Source organism: Leptolyngbya sp. FACHB-671, assembly GCF_014695745.1.
In the GTDB taxonomy this organism is placed as follows: domain Bacteria; phylum Cyanobacteriota; class Cyanobacteriia; order Elainellales; family Elainellaceae; genus JAAUTN01.
Genome location: NZ_JACJOV010000074.1, coordinates 67,553 through 91,236, shown reverse-complemented (window position 1 = coordinate 91,236; position 23,684 = coordinate 67,553). Strand labels below are relative to the sequence as shown.

The 23,684-nt window shown below is 48.1% G+C and carries 25 protein-coding genes; 14 read left to right on the top strand and 11 right to left on the bottom strand.

Annotated elements, in window-relative coordinates:
- Positions 1–1,674 (top strand): photosystem I core protein PsaB (gene psaB, locus H6F93_RS09435; RefSeq protein ID WP_190680209.1); only part of this gene is annotated, 1,674 nt, incomplete at its 5' end.
- Positions 1,675–1,798: 124 nt separating this feature from the next.
- Positions 1,799–2,035: a hypothetical protein gene (locus H6F93_RS09430; protein WP_190680208.1), complete on the top strand. Its 237-nt coding sequence runs from the start codon at positions 1,799–1,801 to the stop codon at positions 2,033–2,035.
- 116 nt (positions 2,036–2,151) lie between these two features.
- On the opposite strand, the gene H6F93_RS09425 is transcribed toward H6F93_RS09430, so the two are convergent.
- The 3 genes from H6F93_RS09425 to galE form a co-directional block, all read right to left on the bottom strand.
- Positions 2,152–4,062 carry a glycoside hydrolase family 2 protein gene (locus H6F93_RS09425; protein WP_190680207.1) on the bottom strand — a complete coding sequence of 637 codons (1,911 nt, stop codon included), beginning with the start codon at positions 4,060–4,062 and terminating at the stop codon, positions 2,152–2,154.
- A gap of 169 nt (positions 4,063–4,231) precedes the next feature.
- Positions 4,232–4,618: a signal peptidase I gene (locus H6F93_RS09420; protein WP_190645996.1), complete on the bottom strand. Its 387-nt coding sequence runs from the start codon at positions 4,616–4,618 to the stop codon at positions 4,232–4,234.
- Positions 4,619–5,620, bottom strand: coding sequence for a UDP-glucose 4-epimerase GalE (galE, locus tag H6F93_RS09415; RefSeq protein WP_190680206.1), 1,002 nt, complete (start codon positions 5,618–5,620; stop codon positions 4,619–4,621).
- Positions 5,621–6,124: 504 nt separating this feature from the next.
- On the opposite strand from galE, the gene H6F93_RS09410 reads away from it, so the two are divergent.
- Both H6F93_RS09410 and H6F93_RS09405 read left to right on the top strand, forming a co-directional pair.
- A complete protein-coding gene (locus tag H6F93_RS09410; RefSeq protein WP_190680205.1) occupies positions 6,125–6,307 on the top strand; it encodes an SDR family NAD(P)-dependent oxidoreductase in 183 nt (60 codons plus the stop codon).
- Between the two features lie 119 nt (positions 6,308–6,426).
- Positions 6,427–7,347 carry an isoaspartyl peptidase/L-asparaginase family protein gene (locus tag H6F93_RS09405; RefSeq protein WP_190680204.1) on the top strand — a complete coding sequence of 307 codons (921 nt, stop codon included), beginning with the start codon at positions 6,427–6,429 and terminating at the stop codon, positions 7,345–7,347.
- 472 nt (positions 7,348–7,819) lie between these two features.
- Here H6F93_RS09405 and H6F93_RS09400 read toward each other — a convergent pair whose 3' ends face one another.
- The 4 genes from H6F93_RS09400 to H6F93_RS09385 all read right to left on the bottom strand — a co-directional run bounded on the left by H6F93_RS09400 (position 7,820) and on the right by H6F93_RS09385 (position 11,348).
- The gene (locus tag H6F93_RS09400; protein WP_190646000.1) at positions 7,820–8,047 is read right to left on the bottom strand and encodes a 4Fe-4S dicluster domain-containing protein; all 228 of its coding nucleotides are present in this window, start codon (positions 8,045–8,047) and stop codon (positions 7,820–7,822) included.
- A gap of 198 nt (positions 8,048–8,245) precedes the next feature.
- Positions 8,246–9,487, bottom strand: a complete 1,242-nt coding sequence (locus H6F93_RS09395) for an ATP phosphoribosyltransferase regulatory subunit (protein WP_190680203.1) — start codon at positions 9,485–9,487, stop codon at positions 8,246–8,248.
- Between the two features lie 13 nt (positions 9,488–9,500).
- On the bottom strand, positions 9,501–10,436 hold the full coding sequence (locus tag H6F93_RS09390) for a J domain-containing protein (protein ID WP_190680202.1): 936 nt from the start codon (positions 10,434–10,436) through the stop codon (positions 9,501–9,503).
- Positions 10,437–10,550: 114 nt separating this feature from the next.
- Positions 10,551–11,348, bottom strand: a complete 798-nt coding sequence (locus H6F93_RS09385; RefSeq protein WP_190680201.1) for a Uma2 family endonuclease — start codon at positions 11,346–11,348, stop codon at positions 10,551–10,553.
- Positions 11,349–11,477: 129 nt separating this feature from the next.
- On the opposite strand from H6F93_RS09385, the gene H6F93_RS09380 reads away from it, so the two are divergent.
- Both H6F93_RS09380 and H6F93_RS09375 read left to right on the top strand, forming a co-directional pair.
- Complete coding sequence (locus H6F93_RS09380; protein ID WP_190680200.1) at positions 11,478–12,368, top strand: tetratricopeptide repeat protein; 891 nt, start codon at positions 11,478–11,480, stop codon at positions 12,366–12,368.
- 176 nt (positions 12,369–12,544) lie between these two features.
- Entirely contained in the window at positions 12,545–12,892 is a 348-nt protein-coding gene (locus H6F93_RS09375; protein WP_190680199.1) for a hypothetical protein, read from the top strand.
- A 103-nt stretch (positions 12,893–12,995) separates the two neighbouring features.
- Here H6F93_RS09375 and H6F93_RS09370 read toward each other — a convergent pair whose 3' ends face one another.
- The 3 genes from H6F93_RS09370 to H6F93_RS09360 are packed head-to-tail and all read right to left on the bottom strand — an operon-like array spanning position 12,996 to position 14,812.
- Positions 12,996–13,865, bottom strand: a complete 870-nt coding sequence (locus tag H6F93_RS09370) for an alpha/beta fold hydrolase (protein WP_190680198.1) — start codon at positions 13,863–13,865, stop codon at positions 12,996–12,998.
- Between the two features lie 32 nt (positions 13,866–13,897).
- Positions 13,898–14,173 (bottom strand): hypothetical protein, encoded by a 276-nt coding sequence (locus H6F93_RS09365; RefSeq protein WP_190680197.1) that lies wholly within the window; start codon positions 14,171–14,173, stop codon positions 13,898–13,900.
- Between the two features lie 54 nt (positions 14,174–14,227).
- Positions 14,228–14,812 (bottom strand): DsbA family protein, encoded by a 585-nt coding sequence (locus H6F93_RS09360; protein ID WP_190680196.1) that lies wholly within the window; start codon positions 14,810–14,812, stop codon positions 14,228–14,230.
- A 986-nt stretch (positions 14,813–15,798) separates the two neighbouring features.
- Between H6F93_RS09360 and H6F93_RS09355 the strand changes: the two genes are divergently transcribed.
- The 3 genes from H6F93_RS09355 (at position 15,799) to mle (ending at position 17,863) form a co-directional block, all read left to right on the top strand.
- On the top strand, positions 15,799–16,251 hold the full coding sequence (locus tag H6F93_RS09355; RefSeq protein WP_190680195.1) for a hypothetical protein: 453 nt from the start codon (positions 15,799–15,801) through the stop codon (positions 16,249–16,251).
- Between the two features lie 106 nt (positions 16,252–16,357).
- Positions 16,358–16,840, top strand: a complete 483-nt coding sequence (locus tag H6F93_RS09350) for a cupin domain-containing protein (protein WP_190646010.1) — start codon at positions 16,358–16,360, stop codon at positions 16,838–16,840.
- 177 nt (positions 16,841–17,017) lie between these two features.
- A complete protein-coding gene (gene mle / locus H6F93_RS09345; protein ID WP_190680194.1) occupies positions 17,018–17,863 on the top strand; it encodes an alpha/beta fold macrolide esterase in 846 nt (281 codons plus the stop codon).
- A 312-nt stretch (positions 17,864–18,175) separates the two neighbouring features.
- Here the strand turns inward: mle and H6F93_RS09330 are convergent, their stop codons facing one another.
- Positions 18,176–19,087 carry an SDR family oxidoreductase gene (locus H6F93_RS09330; RefSeq protein ID WP_199313590.1) on the bottom strand — a complete coding sequence of 304 codons (912 nt, stop codon included), beginning with the start codon at positions 19,085–19,087 and terminating at the stop codon, positions 18,176–18,178.
- 53 nt (positions 19,088–19,140) lie between these two features.
- Between H6F93_RS09330 and H6F93_RS09325 the strand changes: the two genes are divergently transcribed.
- From H6F93_RS09325 to H6F93_RS09305, 5 genes are all read left to right on the top strand, one after another.
- Complete coding sequence (locus H6F93_RS09325; RefSeq protein WP_242043368.1) at positions 19,141–20,163, top strand: helix-turn-helix transcriptional regulator; 1,023 nt, start codon at positions 19,141–19,143, stop codon at positions 20,161–20,163.
- Positions 20,164–20,294: 131 nt separating this feature from the next.
- Positions 20,295–21,425: a BUD32 family EKC/KEOPS complex subunit gene (locus tag H6F93_RS09320; RefSeq protein ID WP_190646012.1), complete on the top strand. Its 1,131-nt coding sequence runs from the start codon at positions 20,295–20,297 to the stop codon at positions 21,423–21,425.
- A 57-nt stretch (positions 21,426–21,482) separates the two neighbouring features.
- A complete protein-coding gene (locus H6F93_RS09315) occupies positions 21,483–22,046 on the top strand; it encodes a GNAT family N-acetyltransferase (RefSeq protein WP_190646013.1) in 564 nt (187 codons plus the stop codon).
- 46 nt (positions 22,047–22,092) lie between these two features.
- A complete protein-coding gene (locus H6F93_RS09310; RefSeq protein WP_190680192.1) occupies positions 22,093–22,458 on the top strand; it encodes an FAD-dependent monooxygenase in 366 nt (121 codons plus the stop codon).
- A gap of 14 nt (positions 22,459–22,472) precedes the next feature.
- Entirely contained in the window at positions 22,473–23,516 is a 1,044-nt protein-coding gene (locus H6F93_RS09305; protein ID WP_190680191.1) for a serine hydrolase domain-containing protein, read from the top strand.
- Positions 23,517–23,684: the final 168 nt, after the last annotated feature.

Below are 23,684 nucleotides of genomic sequence, written 5' to 3'. Positions count from 1 at the left end.
AGCTCCTTGGCTTGGGCAGGTCACTTGATCCACGTTGCCATCCCTGAGTCTCGCGGACAGCATGTGGGCTGGGACAACTTCCTGTCTACTCCTCCCCACCCCGCTGGTCTAAAACCATTCTTTACGGGCAATTGGGGCGTGTATGCTCAGAATCCTGACACCCCTGATCACCTTTTCAGCACCTCTCAAGGTGCTGGAGATGCAATTCTGACCTTCTTGGGTGGTTTTCATCCTCAGACTCAGTCTCTGTGGTTGACGGATATGGCGCATCACCACTTGGCGATCGCCGTGATCTTCATCATTGCGGGACATATGTACCGCACCAACTTTGGGATTGGTCACAACATCAAGGAGATGTTGAACGCCAAGAACTTCTTCGGCATCAAAACTGAAGGGCAGTTTAACTTGCCTCACCAGGGTTTGTACGATACCTACAACAACTCCCTGCACTTCCAGCTAGGCATTCACCTGGCGGCGCTGGGCGTTGTCACGTCTCTGGTGGCTCAGCACATGTACTCCATGCCACCCTATGCTTTCATGGGCAGGGATTTCACCACTCAGGCAGCGCTCTATACTCATCACCAGTACATTGCGGGCTTCCTAATGATTGGTGCGTTTGCTCATGGTGCGATCTTCTGGGTGCGGGACTATGACCCCGTTCAGAACCAGGGCAACGTGCTAGCTCGCGTCTTGGAGCACAAAGAGGCAATCATCTCTCACCTAAGCTGGGTATCGCTATTTCTGGGCTTCCATACGCTGGCATTGTATGTTCACAATGACGTGGTGGTTGCCTTTGGAACGCCTGAGAAGCAAATCTTGATTGAGCCTGTGTTTGCTCAGTTCATTCAAGCTGCTCATGGTAAAGCACTGTATGGCTTTGACACACTTCTGTCTAACCCAGACAGCCTTGCTTTTACAGCTTGGCCAAATCACGGCAACGTCTGGCTACCTGGTTGGCTAGGAGGTATCAACAGTGGTACCAATTCTCTTTTCCTAACCATTGGACCTGGCGATTTTCTGGTTCACCATGCGATCGCCCTAGGTCTGCACACCACCACCTTGATCTGTGTGAAGGGTGCCCTGGATGCACGTGGAACCAAGCTATTTCCTGACAAAAAGGACTTTGGCTTCTCCTTCCCCTGCGATGGTCCTGGACGGGGCGGCACCTGTCAGTCTTCTGCGTGGCAGCAATCTTTCTACCTAGCGATGTTCTGGATGCTGAATACGTTGGGCTGGGTTACTTTTTACTTCCACTGGAAACACCTGGGCATTTGGTCGGGCAACGTTGCTCAGTTCAATGAAAGTTCGACCTACTTGATGGGCTGGCTACGGGATTATCTGTGGCTCTATTCTGCGCCAATCATCAATGGCTACAACTCCTACGGCATGAACAACATTGCGGTATGGGATTGGATGTTCCTATTTGGACACTTAGTTTGGGCGACGGGTTTCATGTTCCTGATTACCTGGAGAGGTTACTGGCAAGAGTTAATTGAAACTCTTGTTTGGGCCCATGAACGCACACCTTTGGCGAACTTGGTTCGCTGGAAGGATAAGCCTGTTGCTCTGTCCATTGTTCAGGGATGGTTGATCGGTCTAATTCACTTTACGGTTGGCTACATTCTCACTTATGCAGCCTTCCTGATAGCCTCAACCGCCAGTAGATTTGCTTAAGTCGCTAACTCCTCATCGTTAACCATTGATAAGTGCCCAACCCGGAGATCTTTTGGATTGGGCGCTTGTTTCTTTTCAAGCGAACTCTTCATATCCCACCACGGGTTAAAGTGGCAAGCGAACAATGAGTTATTCAAAAGAGAGAACAAAAGAATCTACGAGCGAAGCTCTCGACCGTAGTTATTCCGCTCAAATACACGTTTTAGGAACATCAACCATACCCTTAGAACAGATCCAAGTGGATCGGGGAAACGTTAACAAAGCTTCTGCTTATTCACTAGGTTTTAGGGTTGTTGTAGGACTTTTTCTGGCATCGCTTCTTTTTATCGCAGCGATTTATTACGGTCTGATTGATCCTTAGTCTAGCCAGTAGGTCTAGCCAGTAGGGTGCCCTAATTCCGCCCACCCCAGTCCTTCTCCCGTAGGAGAGGAACTGGATTGGGCGCAGTTGTTCTTGTTTCTTGTTCCTCCCGAACTTCAACAACCGTTAGGTCCGCAGTGGGCCACGAGTTGAGGCTGTTCGGAGGGGGGTGTCCACTGCCCTGATACGACATCAGGGCTGAAGCCTCTACCATGAGTGGCAGCGGCGATCGCCTCTAATGCGAACTTAGGAGTGCGATCGGCGTAGAGCAGCCCGTTTGCTTCCTGGAAAGTGTCGGTCAGCTGGGTATAGCAGAAACCGCTAAAGATCTCAACCTGATTTATTACTCTCAACAAGTCTGCGTACTGCTGATAAAACTCAGAAGCGTTGTCAGATCGGGCATAGCCCCAGGTTTTGTGGGCCTCATCCGGGGGTGTGTAGGCGATACCACCAAACTCGGTGAGCATAATCGGCTGTCCCTGGTGAGGGTAGCCATCTAAGGTGAGAATACGCCCGCCCGGACGCTGGCGATCGAACAGGTCAGACAGCTTAACTTCAGGACCATAACGGTTTGCTAACCGTTGCGGATGACTGTCATAATCGTGGATTGCCAAAATATCGGTGGCTGTACTTTCCCAACCATCGTTACCAATTACAGGGCGAGTCGGGTCAAGCGTCTTGGTCAGGTGGTAAAGCGCTTGAACGTAGTTGCGGTGGGCGGGAGTCGCGGTCAGGTCAGGCACACCCCACGACTCATTAAACGGCACCCAAACAACAATGCAGGGGTGACTGGCATCTCGCTCGATCACTTCTGCCCATTCTCGGGTCATGCGTTCAACGGCTTTAGGGGTAAACCGATAAGCACTGGGCATTTCTTCCCAAACGAGTAGCCCTAGTACATCTGCCCAATACAAAAAGCGAGGATCTTCGATTTTCTGGTGCTTTCTGACGCCATTGAAGCCCATTTGCTTCACTAGCTCTACATCTCTCCGCAGGGCTTCGTCGGAGGGAGGGGTCATGAGTGTTTCTTCCCAGTAACCCTGGTCTAGCACCAAACGCAGGTAGTAGGGATGTCCGTTGAGCATGAAGCGATCGCGCTGAATTCCCACAGTTCGCATAGCGGTGTAGGACTGCACCTGATCTAAAAGCTGCCCGTCCTGCCAAAGCTGAATCTCAGCATGGATGAGGGTTGGCTTCTCAGGACTCCAGAGCAATTCATTCCGGTAATCGTCAATACCGGGGTCAGACAGCGCGATGCGGCGATGAATTTCTCCATTGAGTACAGCATAGGTGTCATTGACAAGAAGCTGTTGCCCTACGGTTAGCCGCACTTTAACCTGAAGGTCGCCCTGCTCTTCCCCATTGACAAAGGCTTCAAAGCCAATTTCCCAGCGCTCAAAATGGGGAGTCCAGCGCAGACGGTCGATATAGGTTTCTGGCACCTGTTCCACCCAGACGGTTTGCCAAATGCCGCTAGTGCGTGGATACCAAATGCTATGGGGTTGAAGCTGCCAATCTTGCTTGCCGCGCGGTTTTGCTAAATCGTGAGGGTCGTCCTGTGCCCAAACGGTAACCCGTTGCACTCCATCAGCATTCAGGACAGGCGTGATGTCCATGCTAAACGGGGTGTGTCCGCCTACGTGTTCTGCCATGAACTGACCGTTGACCCAAACCCGTGTTTGGTAGTCTACTGCACCGAAATGCAACAGTACTCGTCCTTCTTTAGCTGGCAAGAGAAATTCTCGCTCGTACCAGCAGTTGGGGTGGAAGCCATGATCATCAATCCCACTTTGGGTAGATTCCGGTGCAAAGGGAACCTCGATAGTATGACTCCAACTGGATATCTGGTCGGGCTTGGTGTACTGCCCTTCATCATCAAACATAAACTTCCACTGCCCGTTGAGAGAAAGCCAGTGCAATCGCTGCAACTGTGGGCGCGGATACCCCTGTAGAGGCGTTTGTAGAACGTCGTCAGTCCCAATGGGGCAAGGATAGCGGTCTTCGAGGCACTTACCGAATGTTTTCATTAAAGTTCAACCCTAGCTGCTCAAGAAAGGGTGCCCTTATTGATTTATGATTTAACCTTTGTTAGCAGACTTAGCTGGAGATGTCAAAGGAACAGCTCCCTCGCTTGAGTCAGTAGATAAAGGCCATACATCATCTTGACAAGGCCTGGTCATCTTGGCAAACTTGCTTCTACTCTGCTTTCTCTATGCTATCTCCTTCTAGCGAGGGGTAGCGAACTGTAACAACCGTAGAAGCCAGTTCGGCAATCCAGGTATGAGGCACTCCTGCTGACCAGATGACGTAATCGCCCTCCTCAGCCAATAGACACTCCTGCTCAGGAAATTGCAGGCGAAAGCGTCCTTTGATCAGGATAGATAGCGTCGTTGCGACCTGGTTAACGCTCCACTCTGAGCGACTATCTCCTTCTGCGTGAATGCCCCACTTTACTTCTAGAATTTCGGTTGAGCGTAGGTTAGCAGCGTTGACAAAGTGCCCTACAAACCAGCCTCGGCGCTCAACACCATCTGTCTTGGCATTCCCAAAAGTAATGTCAGGTTGGGAAAATGGGTTTTCCATTTAAGATTGCCCGTGCCGATGGGTGTGCCACTGCCATGCATGAGCCAAAATCTTGTTTAGGTCTGCATATTGCGGCTGCCAGCCCAAAATATTTCTAGCTTTTTCACTGCTGCCTACTAGAATGGATGGGTCTCCAGGGCGGCGATCGCTCTCCAGGGTCTTAATTTCTTTCCCAGTAACCTGTTGGGCTGCCTCAATCACTTGCCTGACTGAAAACCCGCTGCCGTTGCCCAGGTTAAACACATCGCTATCCCCGCCGTCCAGCAAATACTTCAGTCCTAAAACGTGCGCCTGTGCCAAATCAGCAACATGAATGTAATCTCGGATACAGGTACCGTCTTCAGTTGGGTAATCCGTACCAAAAATCTTAATTGCGGGAAGTTTTCCCAGAGCGGCTAACAGCACAAGCGGAATCAGATGGGTTTCAGGGGAATGGTCTTCTCCAAGTAAACCTTCGGGGTCAGCTCCTGCCGCGTTGAAATAGCGAAATCGCACCGACTTTAGATCATAAGCCGCATCAAAATCTGCCAGAATTCGCTCTACCATCCACTTGGTTGTGGCATAGGGGCTAATGGGATCTTGGGGGTGTTCTTCTGTAATCGGAACAAATTTTGGTACGCCATACAGAGCACAGGTGGAGGAAAATACAAAGGTTTTGATCGATGCCGCCACCATCGCTTCTAGCAAGGTCAGCGTGCCAACGACGTTGTTGTGATAGTACTTTGCTGGATCTGTTACTGACTCACCCACGGCGATGTAGGCCGCAAAGTGCATGACTGCTGCAATCGAGTGAGTTGCAAACAGGTCGTCAAGGAATGGGCGATCGCTCACGTCTCCCACAATTAGCTCAACTTGCAATGGCTCTATTAGCTCTCGATGACCCGCAGAGAGGTTGTCTAACACAATCACTCGATAGCTTGCTCTTTGTAGCGCTAGTACCGCGTGGGAGCCAATGTATCCTGCCCCTCCAGTCACTAAAATGGTCTGTTCAGGTTGTGACACAAGAAGTTTATCTTTAAAGTTTCATGGATAATCTGAAGCTTCGCTTTATGTTCCTACTCTGGCAACTGCTCTAGGAAGATTTATTGTAAACATATTGTGTAATAACTATTGCATTCGTCCTTAAAAAAGTGGTTTACACTACTTTGAGAATAGCAACTACACGACAGCTAATGTTACTTTTACTTGTGCTGGAGTATACAAAGGGCGATCGCCATCTTCAAAACTAGTTCAATGTTGGCAGCGGGGCACTACGGGCTGCACGAACGGAGAACTCATTAGGATGGATTTGCTCAGGCAATTTGCCTGTGAAAGCTGAAACCTAAGTTTAGGATTAGTGCCTTCGTTTACGAAACACCACTTTACTTAACTCACAATTCTATCCACAGAGAAGCTGGACTTGTCCCTGCGGTAGAGTCTGACCGAAAAGGCAACCATTACGCTGTTACTCATAAAATACGACATCGCTTCCAGGCTAATCGCCGCAAGAACTTTTGGAATAGCAATATGAATCTGAAGCCTATAGACCAGCAGGTGGTTGTCATCTTTGGTGCCTCCAACGGCATCGGACGAGAAACAGCGCTCCAGTTTGCTCAAAGAGGCGCAAAATCGATTGTGGCAGCAAGAAGCGATCGCTGCGTTAGGAGTAGCTGCACTAACACTTTTAGCGACACCTACCCTCAGCGGTAGAGGCTAAATGAGATTTATTCTGTCTCCGTACCCGCTAGTCACTGTACTTGTGGCTGTAACACAGTCTGAACTGGACTGAGAATTTTTTGATTAACTGAACACCCGATTGGTAAAAGAACATGACTGTAGCAATTATTGTGCATGGTGGAGCAAAAACTATTTCCAAAGGTAAAGAACAACCCAATAAAGACGGTTGTTTGGCAGCTGTCCAGGCAGGCTGGGAAATTCTGCAACGGGGGGGGGATGCCATAGATGCAGTTGAGGCGGCCATTCGAGTGCTCGAATCTGACCAGACCTTTAATGCAGGGTTTGGCTCGACCCTCAACAGTGAAGGAGAGGTAGAGGTTGATGCTGCAATCATGGAGAGTATGAATTTCGGATGGGGATCTGTAGCCGCAGTGCAAGGAGTCCGTCATCCAATCTCCGTGGCCCGCAAAGTCATGGAAGATAAGCCCCGACTGCTAGTAGCCCGTAGCGGGGAACGCTTTGCTCTGGAGCATGGACTGGAACTGTGTGCTAAAGAGGATTTAGTCAGTGAGGAGCAAAAACAGGAGTGGGAAGAAGAGGCAGAAGTTGTAGATCGTCCTAACACTGTTGGCTGTGTAGCGCTAGATGTTAATGGCAGACTGGTCGCTGGTACTTCGACAGGCGGAGTGACGGATCAAAATCAGGGTCGCGTTGGGGATACAGCGTTGGTTGGTTGTGGCTTATATGCCGATGGTCGGGGTGCTTGCTCCACGACGGGCGACGGTGAGTCGATCATTCCAGTCGTATTAGCGAAGACGGCGGTTGATTTTCTGTCAGGTAATGCTGCAAGTATGAATGGAATCGTCGCCTGCCATCCCGAAAAAGCGGCGGAGAAAGCAATTGAGGTACTAAAACAGCGGGTTCCGGGAGAAGCAGGCTGCATTTTGCTCGACCGAGATGGGCAGATCGGCTGGGCATATAACTCCCAGGATATGGCAGTTGCTTATATGTCTGATGACCTACAACAACCTGCTGTTTTCATCCGCAAGGAGCAAGATTTAGCGATCGCCTAACCCTTTCACTATGACTCCTCCACGGACTCAGTTTGGTTGTGTTGCAAAAGGATTAAAGCAATAAACTTCTGTGGAGGAAGCAGTAGTTTAAGCTGTTATTAGACTCATTGATGCGATTTGCAGCAAAGCTCAACAGCTTGGTATCACGGTTGAGTCAAGTTTTCAGCCAGTGCAGAGCAGTTCTCAAGACAATGAGGGGATTGAAATAACAGAATGATGTGGCTTGCCTAATCTTCAGCAGGTACAACAGTTGAATTCGTTCTTTACCAGATGCCATTTTTTCCCCTCGTAGCAGTTGCTTGAGCTCTCTTTAATCTCTAGCTTGTATCCCACTGCCATATCCTACCGTTGAACCCTCTACAAGCTTTACACATCTATCCCCTTACTTTGGAGAACTGGTATAAGCCATTAAAGCGGGATTGCAGCTAGCCGCAATCCCGCTCTAATGGTCAGATCGGTTAGATCTTTTACCCTACTCAGGCGTGTTTTGCAGATCGGGTCTTTCTTCCGGCACGATCGCCCCCTCTACCGGGCAGACTTGCAGGCAAATGCCGCAGTCGATGCAGGTAGCAAAGTCGATCCAGTACCAGTCTGTCCCTTTTTCGTTTTTGCCTGGCCCTTCATGGATGCAAGCAACCGGGCAGGCATCAACGCAATCAGCAATGCCCTCACAGGTATTGGTCAGAATCGTATGCGGCACAGTGTTCTCTCTCAGTGTTCTCTCTTAAAGAATCAGCAGGATGAGCCTGATTCAGCTTTTTCTAGCCTAACAGGTGTAGCCACGACTGCAACCGTATCTACTTTTACAGGCAAAGGCTCATTAGATTTCTTGCGTGAATGGTAGCACGATGGAACCGCGCTACCATTCACGTCTCAAGAGGTGATTTATGTGTGAGATTTATCCTACAGAAGACAGGGTTTCAATCTCAGGCACACCGTCAGCATTGATCCAGGCAATCTGGCTAATGCCGCGATGACGGGCATAGTCGCGCACCGCATCCTGGCTATCCCGCTGATCCAGGTCAACTTCTACCCTGACCAGGTTGGCTGATTCGCGAATTTTCTGGGCATAAGCAAAGGCAACTGCACAGTCCTGTGGGCTAGATGGAACAACTAACCAGTTGGTCGCTGGAGTGTTATGGGGCAGTTGACCTGTAGGCAGCAGCGTTTGGTGCAACTCTTCCAGGTTAAAGACAAATCCGACACCTGGATAGGTTTCTGCTTGTGGGTGATAGATGCCCAAAAGCTGGTCATAGCGACCGCCCTGACCCAGCACTCGCCGCCCCGTGTTGGCATCTCCTACGACTTCGAAGACGATGCCCGTGTAGTAGTCAAAGGTTTGAATTAAGCTTAAATCCAGAATTAGGGAGGGGGCAATCGCCTCCCCTTCAGCCTCAAAGCTGGCTTGCAGCACTTCCATCAGCGACTTTAGGGCATTCACAGTAGCCCGCTGGGTTTCATCCAAGTCCAGACTGGAAACTCGTTGCAGCACATCTGCCGGACGACCGCGCAGGTCTAGCAGCAGCAGCGCTCGATCGCGCAACTCGGTAGATAGGGGCAAAGTTTCTAGGGTGATTCGATCGAGGTGGGCGATCGCCCGTCTTACCCGGTCGCGCAGTTCCTCTGGGAAAGGGGAAAGGAGCGATCGCGTCAGCCCAGCCTCCCCCAAAACCAGATGCCAATCTTTTAGTCCCAACGTGCTAAGGCAATCCATCAACAGCAGCACCACTTCAGCATCGGCCACTATGCCGCCACTGCCCAACAACTCCACCCCTGCCTGGTAAAATTCCTGCTGGCGGTTGTGGCTGCCCCGCTGCGCCCGTCGAAACACATTGGCATTGTAATAGAGGCGCTGGGGATGGCTCACGCCCGCCATACGAGTCACTGCTGCACGGGCGATCGAAGCGGTCAACTCTGGACGCAACCCCAGCGTTTCATCCTCAAGTTCTTGCAATTGAATGACCGTAGACTGCTGCACAGCCCCACCTGCCATCAGCGTATCTACCCGTTCCAGGGTAGAGGTGATGATGCGGTGGTAGCCCCAGCGTTGAAAAACCTGCTGCAAACGGTTTTCGATCCAGCGTTTTTGAGCCACATCCAGAGGAAACAGATCTCTGGCTCCAGAGGGAGGTTGATACATTGCTACTTCTTTGTTACTTCTTCTTTCCGCCAAACAATCCAAACAGCCCGCCACTTGGCTTACTGGCTTTGCTGCTCTTCGCACTCGTCTGCTGAGATTTGGCAGACTGACCGCCTGCCTCCTCAAGTTGACGTTTACCCTCCAGCGCAATTGGGTCTTGGGGGTTAAGGCTTAATGCTTGATTAAAGTAAATTTTTGCCATCGTCGCTTGATTCGTCTTCAGGTAGACTGCTCCCAAGCGGCTATGGCAGCTGCTATTGCGAGGGTCAATTTGAATCGCTTCACGCAGTTCAAGGATTGTCCTGGGAAAATCCTGCTTTGCCTCAAATTCCTTAGCTCGACGCAAATAGGCTGTTACGATCGCCTCTTTGGTGGGTGGGGGTTTAGGCGTTGTTGGGGCGGATGGAGCTTTTTGCGTCGAGCCTTTTTTAGAATCAGACTGAACGGGCTGATGGTTTGCAGGCTCTCCGCGCGCTTCTTTACGCATCAGGTAGACCAGGTTGAGTTCGCTGATCCGCCCCGTTAGTTCTAGAGTTTGGTTGAGCAATTGATACTGCTGCTCTGCCAACTCTTTTAGAGTCGATTTGTAGTAGTTTTCCAAGTCGTTGGTTGAAGCTAGAGTGCGAGAGGCTTCGTTCATCAACACGACTGTATCTTGCTGCTTGAGCGCCTGCTGTCCTTTGAGCCGCAGCACAACACAGTATTCGCTGTAGCTTTTTTCCTGAGAGATTTTTTCATAGGCGGGGTTGACCAGCTTTGAAAGCAATTCACTGGCGCGATCGCGCTCTGTCTGATCTTCTGTCGCGAAACTATCTGGATGGAGCCGTCGAGCAATTTTGAGGTAGCGCTTCCGGATTTCTTTCGGATTTGCGTCAACGGGAACTCCCAAAATCGCATGGTAGTCAATGAAGTCTGAGTTAAATAGTCCCTGCTCAATCTTTAAAGACATTCTGTACGTCCCACTTCACCGCCACTAAATTCCTTCTAGTGTACTTTGCTTAAGATTGAGAATTAAACAAAACCTAGAATTTTTTGCGGGATCGGAGTCATCCTCAAAGGTGTTCTAGACCTCTGTATCGGGATCAATGCCTAGCTCTCGTAGCTTTGCTGCTAGTTTTTCATTCCGCTGCCGTTCTACTTCTGCCCGCTGCCGTTCTACTTCTGCCCGCTGCCGTTCTACTTCTGCCCGCTGCCGTTCTACTTCTGCCCGCTGTCGTTCCGCTGTCGCCATTGCCTCAGCCGCTTGGGCAGACTCTTCTGGAGTGGGAATGAGTTGTCCTTCTGGAGTAAAGAACCGCAGTTGATGGTTGTGAATGCCCAAGTAAAGGTTTAGCTGCTGGCTCCACAACTGCCCTTGCTCATTTGGCTGAAGGTCATGATAGGTGCCATCCACCAAATGAAAACCCTTGAACTCCAGCGAATCGGGGTCAAACCAGAAGTAATCGGGCGTGCGAAAGGTGTCTTGGTAAATTTGTTTTTTTAACCCTCGGTCGGTTTTGGCGGTGGAATTTGAGAGCAATTCAACGATTACGTTTGGATATTTTCCTTCCTCTTCCCACACCATCCAGCTTTTGCGCGGCTTGCATTCCGTACCCAGCACTACAAAAAAGTCTGGCCCACGAAAATCTTCTGACTTGAGCCGACGAGAGCTGTAATAGATTGTGAGGTTGCCTGTGGCGAAGTAATCGTTGCGATCGCGCCATAGCCAATCCAGGCACTTAAGCAGCAGCAGCATTTGCTGCAAGTGGAGATGAGTTTCCAAAGGAGGTTCGTCGCTGTAGAGGTCACTGGGGGGAAGGACGATGCCGTCTACCGCTTCCTCCAGGACGGTTTCAATTGTTTCGGTGGCTGGGGCAGACATGGTATGGGCGATCGCAACAGTTCACTGACTTAATAATAAGGGATTGGTTTTGTCAGGTCAGACTGCAACAGTTCGATTAGAACGATGAACGCAGTACAATAGCGGCGATCGCCCAGGAGTGTGGTTGGCATGGTTGCAAGATCTTTACTCGTTAGTTTGTCTTTGATTCCAGTGCTGTTTGCTCCGATTGGTTTAAGTGCGATTTCCGTTGCTCAGGCACAGACAGTTTCACAAACGGCAGAAGATCGGCTGAATCAAGGCTTGCAGTTTGTGCAGCAAGGGCAAATGAATGAGGCGATCGCCGCCTTCCGTCAAGCTACTGAACTGAATCCTGGACTTGCACCCGCCCACTACAACCTGGGATTAGCTTTGCGCCAGCAAGGACAGCTTCAGGATGCGGCCACTGCCTTTTATCAAGCAACTCAGGCAGAACCAAGATTTGCTCTGGCTTTTGCCAATTTAGGAGCAGCACTGCTAGAGGGAAACAACTTTGACCAGGCAGACGATTATTTGGAGCGGGCGATCGCCCTTGATCCAAACTTAGGTTTAGCTCATTACAATTTGGGACTGGTGCGAGAACAACAGCAAGATTGGGGTAGGGCGATCGCTGCCTTTCAACGCGCCACCGAACTCAGCCCCTCCGCACCAGAGCCACACTATCACTTAGGCTTGGTTCACCTTCAACAAGAACAGTTTGAACAAGCTGCTACTGCCTTTAGTCAGGCAATTCGGATCAGTCCCAACTATCCAGAGGCACACTACAATCTGGGCTCAATTCAGTTTGCTCAGGGTAATCTGGACGACGCACTAGAATCATTTCGTCGAGCTGCCGAAGCCAACTCTAATTATCCCAATGCATATTACGGAGCCGGACTAGTATTTATTCAGCAGCGGCAATACGCTAGTGCCGAGCGAGTTTTGCAATATGCCAAAGATCTGTTTACCACTCAGGCACAGCCAGAATGGGCAGAGAATGCTGAACAACTGTTAGAGCAGGCTCAAGCTCTAGCAGGACAGTGAATATTGCTTAGCCTATAGGAATGTTGCGTGAACTTAAGTTTGATGCAACAGCAGTACCTCAGTTTGCCCAGTAAGCAGTCATTCTGTTGCTTCAAATCAGGACTTTGAGTTGACGACAGATTGGAATTTGTTCCTTAAATTAAAGTCATATAACGCTACACACATACTTTAAAGTCATGTTCAAACTATCCGCTAAATTCTTTGCTGCACTAGCTACTCTCGTGGCATTAGTCCTGATCAGTTTGCAGTCTGTTCAAGCACGGTCTGTTTTATCTGAAACGCCGGATGTAGATGCTCTGAATCAATCAACACTTGTTGCAACTGCTCCGGCACCCCCCGACTTGGTTCCTGCTGTACTAGGAGGTAGACCTGTTTATGTGCTGTACGTGACCCAAGCTGCAGACACTGTTTTGATCCGTTGTTACCCTGGCTATGAACCTACGATTACAGTTCGGGCAATGGGCAGTAACCCTAATGCCGATACTCAGAGGGAAGGAGTCATGACCTGCCGTCCTTCTGCATAGAAACTGTCCCAAGGATGGCACGAGCGATTGTTGACGCTGAATTGCTGCCACTACATCAACCGCAGATGATGTAGTGGTCGGAATAGCTGTTTGTGCTATTTGATTAAGCAGAAATGGGTTGCAGTCGTGATGTGAGAAATTGACGGATGTAATTGGCGATCGCCTCTCCTTCCTCTTCCAATGCAAAGTGTCCGGTATTGAGCAGATGAAACTCAACGTCTTTCAGGTCACGCTGGTAGGGATAAGCGCCTTCGGCAGGAAAGATGTCGTCGTTCTGACCCCAAACAATCAAGGTAGGAGGTTGATGATTGCGAAAATACTCCTGCCATTGTGGATAGAGCGGTGGATTCGTTCTGTAGTCATAAAACAGTGCTAGCTGAATCTCTTCATTTCCTGGGCGATCAAGAAAGAATTGATCCATCGTCCAGGTGTCAGGACTGATTGCTTCTGGATTACTAACACCGTTGGTATACTGCCACTTTGTTGTTTCCAGAGTGAAAGATTGTTTCATCTTGTCAGTATTTTCAGGAGAAGGGTTTCGCCAGTATTCCTTAATCGGGTCCGTGAACTTACCAAATCCTTCCTCGTAGGCATTCCCGTTCTGGACAATTAATGCTTCTACCTGCTCTGGATGTTTAACTGCAATGCGGTAGCCAACGGGAGCACCATAATCCATCACATAAAGACTATATTTCTGGACGGCGATCGCATCGATAAATTTCTCGATGATCTCAGCTAGATGATCAAATGTGTAATCAAACTCATCTACAGTTGGCATCGAACTGTTGCCGAAGCCCGGGTAATCGGGGGCAACTAAATGAAACTGATCAGCAAGCGCAGGGATCAGATTGCGAAACATATGTGATGAAGCCGGAAATCCGTGCAACAGCAGAATTGTTGGATTATCACGAGAACCTGCTTCGCGGTAAAAAATATCTAAACCATCGATCGCAACCGTGCGATAGGTCGTCATGAATTACTCCTTAAGTCTGGAATCGACGATGCTTATGACAAGTCTTCTAGATGAGATGGCTTTGGAAAAGTTGGCTCAGGTTCAAATGACTTGGTTTCCTCGCCAAGAACATCGTGTGAAATTTCTTGCTGAAGTAAGTCGCTCGAATTTTTTAAGCCACCAGAAATACCGGCAAGCTCTTCGTTGCTAAGTTGTGCCTCATCCATGGCTCCACCGATGGATGCTTCGTCCTCATAACGAGATTCTTCTTGTCCTTCAATATTCTGACTGGGATGCTTCTGATTGAATTGATCTTGATGTTGGGTCATAATTTCTCACCGAACAATGGAGTGGTCATCAACAATTAAAACGCGAATAGCTTGTCATAGAGAATTGTTAGATTTGGCGATCGCAGCCAATAACGGTTCAAGTTCTAGAGCGTTTCTATAACGAACACCATTAATAAACAAAGCCGGAGTGCTGATCACGCCACTGTGCCTTCCACTCGTGACATCTCGACTGATGGAATCAGCATACACTTTTCTAACAATGTCACGAACAAACTGAGTCACATCAAGCCCTAAATTGTGAGCATACTCCGCTAGATGACCATCGCTCAAAGCTAGCTGATGCTGCAGTAAAACTTTGTGCATCTGCCAGAATTGCTCTTGTGCTGCCGCTGCTTCTGCTGCTGCCGCTGCCTTTTGAGCGTATGGATGAATTTGGGGCTGAGGAAAATGCCTGAATATATAGCAGAGATTATTTTGTTTAGAACCGGCTGCATTGAGATGGTTTTGGATGGTCTGAACTAAAGCATGAAGTTTTCCACATTGAGGACACTGATAATCTCCGTATTCAACAAGTACAACTTTGGCATTGAGCGATCCCTGAAGATGATCTTGTTCTGAGGGAGGTACACTTAATTGGTTGCGATCGCTAACTGTTTCAGTAAAAATATCGTGGCTCATTTTAAACCTCTGAAGAAAAATAAATTCCTGTACTAGAGGCACTGTGAAATCGCTTCTCTTCAATCTTGGATAGCAGTTTGTAGTATTCACTATAGGAAACAAATCCAAATCCGTCGTCAACTCAGAGTTTGCACTTTAAGTAACAGAACGATTGCTAATCAAGCAATCTAAAGTATTGGAACAATGTGAACTTAAGTTCACTTGATTGTCAAACTTGAGTTGGCGCGATCGCCTTTTTATTAGTGGAGTATTAAAGGATGTTTTAGACCTGATGAGTCTTGATCCTCTCGATCATTAACCTTACCCTGGAACTTGAATTACAGATTCTACTAAGAGATTTGGGTAGCAAGGGTAAGTATCAGGACCACACACGGTCGAAATCGTTCCTTTCACAAGAACAAGAGAACCAACGTAAGTCTTGATCAAATCGCCCTCTAGATAAAATCGATCAATTGCAGTTGATTCAATAAAATAGCCATTGGGAGGATTACCAGTGGCACTTGGAGCACTGGGTTGTGATTGAAACCTCAAAACTCCACGAACTTCGAGAGTCGCTGGTGGAAATAAGTAAGCTCGGACAAACCAATAGGTTCCTATGCAAATGAGTAACCCTGCAATGAAACTAATACACACAGCCATTAATAAAGATACAGCACGGTTCATACAAAGCTACTAGGTGGTTGTTGATGTCTCATTCTATAAATCTGGTTGTGTACATGAAAAGCCTTGTTTCGATTGTAGTCACTTTTGCGCGGCTCACTCTGGCTTTTGAAAGCTGGTCGCAAGATTTTGATAGTATGGCAGGAAGCAGATAGCCAGATTTAGACAATTTCTCTACTCTAGAAAAGTTGTAAGGATGGGCGTAGTACGGGAAAAATGATGTTGAGCAAATTTCTTTACGTGAATTATTTTGTTTAGATAAATTAAAGCAAATCCACGACCTGAAAAGCGATCGCCTCAATTTGCTCAATTGAGAGTGTGAAACAATGTTTAACCTTTCTTGGCACCAGGTATTTCTTGCTACTGCTTGTTTCGCCAGTCTAGCCTCGTGCAATGCTTCTACAAGTGATGCAGAACTGAAGTCCCTGGAGGCTAGACTGGCTGAGTCAGAGGCTGAAGTAGCAAGATTGAAAATTGAAATGGCAACTTTGCAAAGTCGCCAGGTGGGTATCATTTGTGCAGAAGGTGATGATGCATTACTCATGCAATCAGGTGATTTATCAGCTGTACTAGGAGTTGGCGAAACAGATGTGTTTTATCCACAGCCCTATGCGTCTCCACCTGAGTTGATACTGCCTGTTGAGCTTAGTCCTATTGGGGCAAAACTGCTAGAGCAACGTGCCAACGGATATCGTATTTCCTCAACTCGCTTTCCCGATCCAGGGATTCGCTCATTGAAATGGCAAGCTAGGGGAGTTGCGGCTTCATCCTGCGACTGAGTGCGATCGCATTCATCTCGTCAGCACACAAACCAACGTTGGAGTACGGTAGGGCATATCAACTTACGAGTAAGCTGTACTAATTAGTTTCCGGAGGATAATTAGCATGACAGATCAACAGCCTTTGCTTCTCCAATCCAAACAAATTGTTGAAAACTTGCAAAACTTCTCACATCCCTGGAACCCAAACTCCGAGCTGGCAGGAATGCAGTTAGGCAAAACGGTTGGACTGCAGCGCACAGGAGTGAACTTCATTAAAGTACCTCCCGGCAAAGAATCATTTATCTATCATTCCCATCATCGGGAAGAAGAATGGATTTATGTCCTATCGGGTGATGGTGTCGCAGAAATTGATGGGTCAGAATTTGAGGTGAGTGCTGGAGATTTTATGGGATTTCCTACCCCTTCAGTGGCTCACCATCTCAGGAATACAGGGACTCAAGACCTCGTGTATCTGGCAGGAGGAGAGAACCTGGATGTTGAGATTGCTGAGTTTCCTCGCTTGGGAAAACGGATGATTCGGCGTGAAGAAGCGGTCGAAATCTATGATTTCTCAGATGCCAAGCCCTTTGAACCATTAGAACCATGACAATAGACATTAACTGGAGTTCCGATGGAGACATAGCTTGAACTTTGCAGTGTTCATCATGTGATTCCTTGAAGAACGAATTGCGAATTTAGAAGCGATCGCCAGTCACAGCGAACTAAATATGCAGCACCCGTTCAATTAACTGGAGTTACAAAACCGAACTGAACAAGGCAACGTATGAAAAGCAAACAAATTAGCATCAACGGAGTTCACCTTTTTTCAGAATCGTTTGGTTCTCCAGACGATACTCCAATTTTGTTAATCATGGGAGCAACGGCTTCAGCGATCTGGTGGCCGGAAGCATTCTGCCGTCAGTTGGCTGCTGTGGGACGATATGTGATTCGTTATGATCACCGAGATACTGGATGCTCAACCAGCTACGAGCCAGGACAGATCAACTATTCCGTTGACGATCTGGCGGATGACGCGTTTGGGGTACTCGATGGCTATGGTCTTCAGAGTGCCCATTTAATTGGGATGTCACTGGGAGGCTATCTCAGTCAACTCATGGCGCTTAAGCATCCTCAACGCATCAAAAGTTTAACCTTAATTGCCTCAGAACGTTTGGCTGAGACAGACCCCACCATACCTGGGATTGATCCGTCTGTCCTCAACTATCATGCAAAAGCCAGTGAACTCGATTGGACGAACCGTGAAGCAGTGGTTGAATACCAGGTTGAGGCATGGCGGTTGCTCTCTGGCTCAGCCCATCCCTTTGATGAATCAGCTATACGTGAATTGGTGATTGCTGATTTTGATCGCACACCTAATCCAACAACTGCTTTTAATCATGCCCTGCTTCAAGGAGGAGAGAAATGGCTGAACCGTCTCGCCGCGATCGCTGCTCCAACACTGATTATTCACGGTACAGAAGATCCTGTGCTGCCCTATGCTCATGCTTTGGCATTAAAGGCAGAGATTCCTAACGCTGAATTACTCACGTTGCCTGGGACAGGACATGAGCTGCATCGTGATGACTGGTTCATTATGATTGAGGCAATACAGCGACACACCGCACGTTAGAGCCTACGGGAAGTCTTGGCGGCAAACTGCTTCGCTGCACAAGCTGGGAAGCCATCCTCTGGGATTATTTTTACTACATTGAAGAGGTGCCACAAAATGAGTAGCGTGCAAAAGACTTTTCTAGTTTTGCCCTTGTCAAAGCGTCATTTGGTGAGACTGCAACCCAAAACTTGCATAAGCAATTTAAACGGAAGTATATAATGAAATAACTGTGTTTTGCAGAGGTGATCAAGAGAAGTTGTATGTAGGGCACGAACTGCATTTCAACTCTGGCTAAAGTCTCTTTAATTGCTCCGAATTCAACAGCTAACCTTACCTGTATCCCGTTGCGTCAGCAGGTTTACCCATCTCTGTCACCTCCTGGATATAACGCCAAGCATCCGGTTGAGAACCATCCAGATCCGTAAAACCATAAACTTTCGCGAGTTGCCCACTGGAAAGAGACTGACCATTCCAATGAGCCACCTCTGGATCACCAGCAAGATGGGCAACAGCACGTCCTACATAGCGGGGGGTTTCGGCAATGATGAAATGCGGTTCCTTTGCTGTAGCATCCTGCCAATTGGCTTCACTCACGCCAAAATGATCTAGCATCATCTCTGATCGTAACCAGCCTGGAGTCAGGCACACTGCCGTGCAGTGATGGGGTTTAAGCTCCTGTGCTAGTCCCCACGCCATCCGAATGATTGAATTCTTGGCGAGATCGTACATTAATGCTTGCCGATAGTGCTGATTATTGTAATCCGCCGTTCCATCAGTGAGTTCAACCACTAATCCTCCGGGCTTTTGAATCAGTAGCGGCAGGGCAAAGTGACTGGTAATGAGATGAGTATCGATCGCCAATCGTAACAAACGTAGACCCCGCTCCAAATCAACCTCCCAGACGGGCTTATCAAATTCCGCGAAATGTTCTGCTCCGATATCGTTGATCAGAATGTCTAACTGTCCTTGCTCTCGTTCAACACGAGTTACGAGCGATCGCACCTGCTCTAGATCTAGATGATCCACTTGAACTGCAATCCCTTGTCCACCCGCCTGAGTCACTAGCTCTGCGGTTTCTTCAATGGTTTCTGGGCGGTTGTAGTCTGACTGTTGTGTACGAGTTGTGCGTCCAGTCACATAAACCGTTGCTCCGGCTGCACCCAGTTCTGTCGCAATGCCTCGTCCTGCACCGCGCGTGCCTCCTGCAACGATCGCAATCTTATCTTTTAATGGCTGCATCATGACCCCTCAAAATCGTTCTAGCCAACAGCATAAAGACGACTTCCTGACACCCTTTGTCATATTTCAGCAGTAGTGTAGAAGAAGTTGCGATCGTTCTAAAAATCGTTATGCGTGCCGATCGACTCCTCTCCATTCTGATGTTGTTGCAGGTTCATTCTCGGTTAACCACACGAGATTTGGCAGAGCGGCTGGAAGTATCTGAGCGCACTATTCACCGCGATATGGATGCCCTCAGCAGTTCAGGGGTTCCGGTGGTGGCAGAACGCGGTAAGGGCGGCGGATGGGGCTTGCTGGAGGACTATCAAACCACCCTGACCGGACTCAACCTGGCAGAAATTCAAGCGCTATTTTTGCCAAAACCGACTCATGTGCTAGCAGATTTAGGCTGGAACCAGGCATTTGAAGCCGCACTACTCAAACTTCTGGCAGCATTGCCTGCTGCTAATCGTCAGCAGGCAGAAGTGGTGAGTCAGCGCATTCATGTTGACCCAACCGGATGGCATCATTGGGACGAAGAGATGTCAGCATTTCCGGTTCTGCAAGCCGCAATTTGGCAAGAGCAGCAAGTCTTTTTGAGCTATGAGCGTAGCAACGGTAAGCAGATTGAACGGTTGATCAATCCTCTAGGACTGGTTGCTAAAGGTAGTGTTTGGTATTTGGTAGCAGCCGTAGAAGGAGAGGTGCGTTCTTACCGCATTTCACGAGTGCAGAATGCTGTACTGATGAATGCCCACTGTGTTCGTCCAGTTGGGTTCGACTTAGCCGACTATTGGCAGCGATCGATGGTGGAGTTTAAAGCGAATCTACCTTACTATGACGTAACGGTACGGGTCGCACCAGAAGCAATGTCCTGGTTGCGCTACGCTGGGTACTTTGCTCGCATCGAACAAATGATTGATGCACCCGATGCCGAGGGTTGGATTCCTGTCTCGTTACGATTTGACGTTGAGAAAGCGGCTTGTGCTTATGTGTTGGGGTTTGGTGCACAGATGGAAGTGATTGAACCTTTAGAATTACGCGATCGCATTGTGCAAGCAGCTAAGGAGACGATCGCACTTTACACAGATGTTGAATGAACCTCTTCAAAGATGCTGTGTTTGAATGCAAGAATGGCACAGTTTGAGCAAGGATGGAAAGGTCTTTGAACCAGATTGATCGCTACACTACGGATAAAACTATTGCTCGACCTACATGAGGTGTTTAGGACGTGCCTAGAAACTCTTTAGAACTTAGAAGGCAGAAATATTTCGAGATTAGTTCACAAATTAGCCAGTTAGATGACGAAAAACTACGTTCTTTGCTTGACCAAAGTGCATCGAATGAATCGGGCACAGGTTGGGGGATGAATCACATCATCATCTTTGAACAATCTAAAGTCTTTGTGAAACGGGTTCCAGTTACAGATCTTGAATATGACAACCTGTTTTCTACTAAAAATCTCTATAATCTTCCACCCACTTACAACTATGGCTTCGGTTCTACTGGGTTAGGGGTTTTCCGTGAACTTGTGACTCATCTCAAAACAACTCACTGGGTACTAGAAGGTGCGATCGCCTCCAGCAGTGACGCTCACGCAACATTTCCATTGATGTACCATTATCGAATTGTTCCTTCCACTGGAGAGCGTGCAGATTTAGAGATTGATGTAGAGCACTGGGGCAATCATATCAACGTCAAGAAATATGTGTTAGATAGGTCAAATGCTCAGCACGAGTTGGTTCTATTTCTGGAGTACGTTCCTCATGTGCTAGAAACATGGTTGCAAGAAAACCCTAGCAAGCTTCGGCAATCTCTCAACGACTTGTGGAGGGCGATCGCTTTCTTGAGAACGAAGGGCATCATCCATTTCGACGCACATTTTCGCAATGTTCTCACTGATGGCGAACAAACTTATTTAACCGATTTTGGTCTAGCTTTGGACAAGAGTTTTGCACCGACGGAAGAGGAAGAAAATTTCTTTGAGCAAAACACTTTTTATGATTACGGGGAAGTCCTGCGAAATTTAGGACATCCAATTCGCTGGGCATTTGATTCATGCTCAGACAATAGCAAACGCAAGATAATGGAGAAATATGGCATAAACGAGGGTCTACAACCTTACCAAGTGGGAGCCATACTACTCAACAACATCAAACAGATTCATGTGGATGAGGATCTGAATCTAGATCAGTTTTATGTGGATAGCGTTGTTAAATATCACAGCATTGTCGTGTTGATGCAAAACTTCTTTTCTACAATGTGGAGCAATCCTAAAAAAGACACAGAGTTACCTCACAAAAAACTACAACAGTTGCTGAATGAGACGGGCTTTCTTTCTAGCCCTGATGGAGAAACGTAAACATAAGTTACTACACCGAGTAACTACACTGAGCAATAAGAGGGCAGAGTACTGATCATGGAGATTATTACCAAGAGATTTATTCTGCGTGATTTTGTTCAAGAGGATGAGCCTGCATTTCTTGCCTATCATGCTGAGCCTCGATATGCCGAATTTTGTTCAGCAGAAGAATCGACACCAGAGTTTATTCAAGAACTGTTTCAACGGTTCAGACAGTGGGCAACCGAAATTCCTCGACGCAATTACCAGTTAGCGATCGTCGATCACCGGACTCTAGAGTTAGTTGGCTGCGGCGGTTTGCGACAGAATGGCTATGGCTCCGAACAAGCAGAACTGGGAATTGAACTGGCACCTCAATTTTGGGGACGTTATGCCTACGCGATTGAGATCGGTAAGGCGTTAATTGACTTTGGGTTTCGCGATTTGGGGCTAAAAGAAATCATCGGTATTTCTGTGAGCGCTAACCTGAGGGTATCCCGACTAGCAAAACGTTACGGATTCGTTGAGATTGGTATACAACCCAGTCCTGATTGGATGAATGTGCGAGGATGGAATCAGATTGAGTGGCAGCTTACAAGAGAATCGTGGGAGCATTTATTTCCTTCGCCAAGGCTCTGTTAATTGAGCTTTGTAGAAGAGGGAGCAAAACATCCCGAGGAGGTTCGCGATGTCAATCCATTTCAGTTCACCTCAAACTGAGCCAGTTTCCCAGACTCATGAAATAGCAGATGTACAGGAAGTAGACTGCTGCATTATCGGAGGTGACCCAGCAGGCGCAGTTCTATCATTACTTCTAGCTCGTCAAGGCATTGCCGTAACGCTTTTGGAAGCCCATCGGGACTTCGATCGCGACTTTCGAGGAGATACCCTCCAACCCTCCGCAATGGAAATTATGGAGGAGATGGGTTTAGCAGATCGTCTCCTGGAATTGCCCCACACGAAGCTACGCAGCATTACCGTGAGAGCAAGTGATGGTAGTATTATCTTCTCTCCGACCTTCACTCACCTTAAAACTCACTTCCCTAGTTGCTAAATCAGACCAGTGGATTGTCTGATCGTGGCTTTCCGGAGTCACTGCAACCTCAACCCACAACCAATGCAGAACGAGTAAACAGTTTGCACAAAGCCCATCCAGTTGCAGCTCCCGGAACTGAGTTTCACTATTTCAATCCTAACTATGATGTTTTGGCGAGAGTGGTGGAAGTGGTCAGCGGTCAACCCTTTTCAGACTATTTGCGATTGCACATCTTTGCGCCGCTTCAAATGTCACAGACCTTCCATGCCACGACAATGGCTGAAGCACAGCAGCAAGCTAAAGGTTTGGCATCAGGTCATTTGATGGCGTTTGCCATTCCATTTGCTTATCCAGAGCTATCAGGCTATTTAGGTGGCAGTGCAGGCATTATTTCCACCGCTGAGGACATGGCAAAGTATCTCATTCTGCAAAATCACGCGGGGCATGAGAAGACACAACTGCTAACTCCAAGCAGCATGTCCCTTATGCATACGCTTCCACAACAGCTTGACAGTTCCTATGCGATGGGATGGTTTGCCACAACAGAAAATGGCAGGCAAGTTCTTCAGCATAATGGCATTTTGTCTACTTTCTATACTGATACTGTTGTGTTGCCGAATGAAAAATATGGTATCGCTCTGCTCTATAACATCAGTGCTTTGCCGCTAATCGCCTTCGCCCTGCCACAAATCAAAACTGGATTGATTCAATTGCTCACTTATGGAACGTTTCCTTCAGGTGGTTTCAGCATTAATTTCTGGGGTATCAGTGTTGCAATTGTCACGGTTATTGGTGTGGCATTTGCGATTCGCAGCCTGCTTCACCTTTCCCAGTGGAGACGAAAGACCCACACGATGCCCAAATGGCAACTCATTTTGAGCATCGGATGGATGTTTTTCCCAGCGATTGTGCTGCTGGCGATGCCCTGGTTGTTAGGGATGGTGAGCGATCGCATCTTTGGCTACGACAAACTGTTCCGAGCGATGTTGGATGTCATGCTGTGGTTAAGCTTTTGCGCGGAATTGGGTTTCATCAATGGCACAATGCGTTTTCTCTACTCATCTAAGCAGGAATAAAAAACAGTGATGGTGCGATCGGGTCGTGTTGCACTAATGAAAACCATCGATTAAATTCAATGGTTTATTTCGCGAGAATTGAGATTAATCTATGGTAAGCTGTTTCGAAACTCAATCAACCTCGATCGCACTCATTAGTACAGCAAGCTTCTACCATTTTGGGCGGCT

Coding starts and splice junctions, on each gene's coding strand:
- H6F93_RS09430 (WP_190680208.1), top strand. CDS start 1,799: ATGAGTTATTCAAAAGAGAGAACAAAAGAATCTACGAGCGAAGCTCTC.
- H6F93_RS09425 (WP_190680207.1), bottom strand. CDS start 4,062: ATGAAAACATTCGGTAAGTGCCTCGAAGACCGCTATCCTTGCCCCATT.
- H6F93_RS09420 (WP_190645996.1), bottom strand. CDS start 4,618: ATGGAAAACCCATTTTCCCAACCTGACATTACTTTTGGGAATGCCAAG.
- H6F93_RS09410 (WP_190680205.1), top strand. CDS start 6,125: ATGAATCTGAAGCCTATAGACCAGCAGGTGGTTGTCATCTTTGGTGCC.
- H6F93_RS09405 (WP_190680204.1), top strand. CDS start 6,427: ATGACTGTAGCAATTATTGTGCATGGTGGAGCAAAAACTATTTCCAAA.
- H6F93_RS09395 (WP_190680203.1), bottom strand. CDS start 9,487: ATGTATCAACCTCCCTCTGGAGCCAGAGATCTGTTTCCTCTGGATGTG.
- H6F93_RS09390 (WP_190680202.1), bottom strand. CDS start 10,436: ATGTCTTTAAAGATTGAGCAGGGACTATTTAACTCAGACTTCATTGAC.
- H6F93_RS09385 (WP_190680201.1), bottom strand. CDS start 11,348: ATGTCTGCCCCAGCCACCGAAACAATTGAAACCGTCCTGGAGGAAGCG.
- H6F93_RS09380 (WP_190680200.1), top strand. CDS start 11,478: ATGGTTGCAAGATCTTTACTCGTTAGTTTGTCTTTGATTCCAGTGCTG.
- H6F93_RS09375 (WP_190680199.1), top strand. CDS start 12,545: ATGTTCAAACTATCCGCTAAATTCTTTGCTGCACTAGCTACTCTCGTG.
- H6F93_RS09370 (WP_190680198.1), bottom strand. CDS start 13,865: ATGACGACCTATCGCACGGTTGCGATCGATGGTTTAGATATTTTTTAC.
- H6F93_RS09365 (WP_190680197.1), bottom strand. CDS start 14,173: ATGACCCAACATCAAGATCAATTCAATCAGAAGCATCCCAGTCAGAAT.
- H6F93_RS09360 (WP_190680196.1), bottom strand. CDS start 14,812: ATGAGCCACGATATTTTTACTGAAACAGTTAGCGATCGCAACCAATTA.
- H6F93_RS09355 (WP_190680195.1), top strand. CDS start 15,799: ATGTTTAACCTTTCTTGGCACCAGGTATTTCTTGCTACTGCTTGTTTC.
- H6F93_RS09350 (WP_190646010.1), top strand. CDS start 16,358: ATGACAGATCAACAGCCTTTGCTTCTCCAATCCAAACAAATTGTTGAA.
- mle (WP_190680194.1), top strand. CDS start 17,018: ATGAAAAGCAAACAAATTAGCATCAACGGAGTTCACCTTTTTTCAGAA.
- H6F93_RS09330 (WP_199313590.1), bottom strand. CDS start 19,087: ATGATGCAGCCATTAAAAGATAAGATTGCGATCGTTGCAGGAGGCACG.
- H6F93_RS09315 (WP_190646013.1), top strand. CDS start 21,483: ATGGAGATTATTACCAAGAGATTTATTCTGCGTGATTTTGTTCAAGAG.
- H6F93_RS09310 (WP_190680192.1), top strand. CDS start 22,093: ATGTCAATCCATTTCAGTTCACCTCAAACTGAGCCAGTTTCCCAGACT.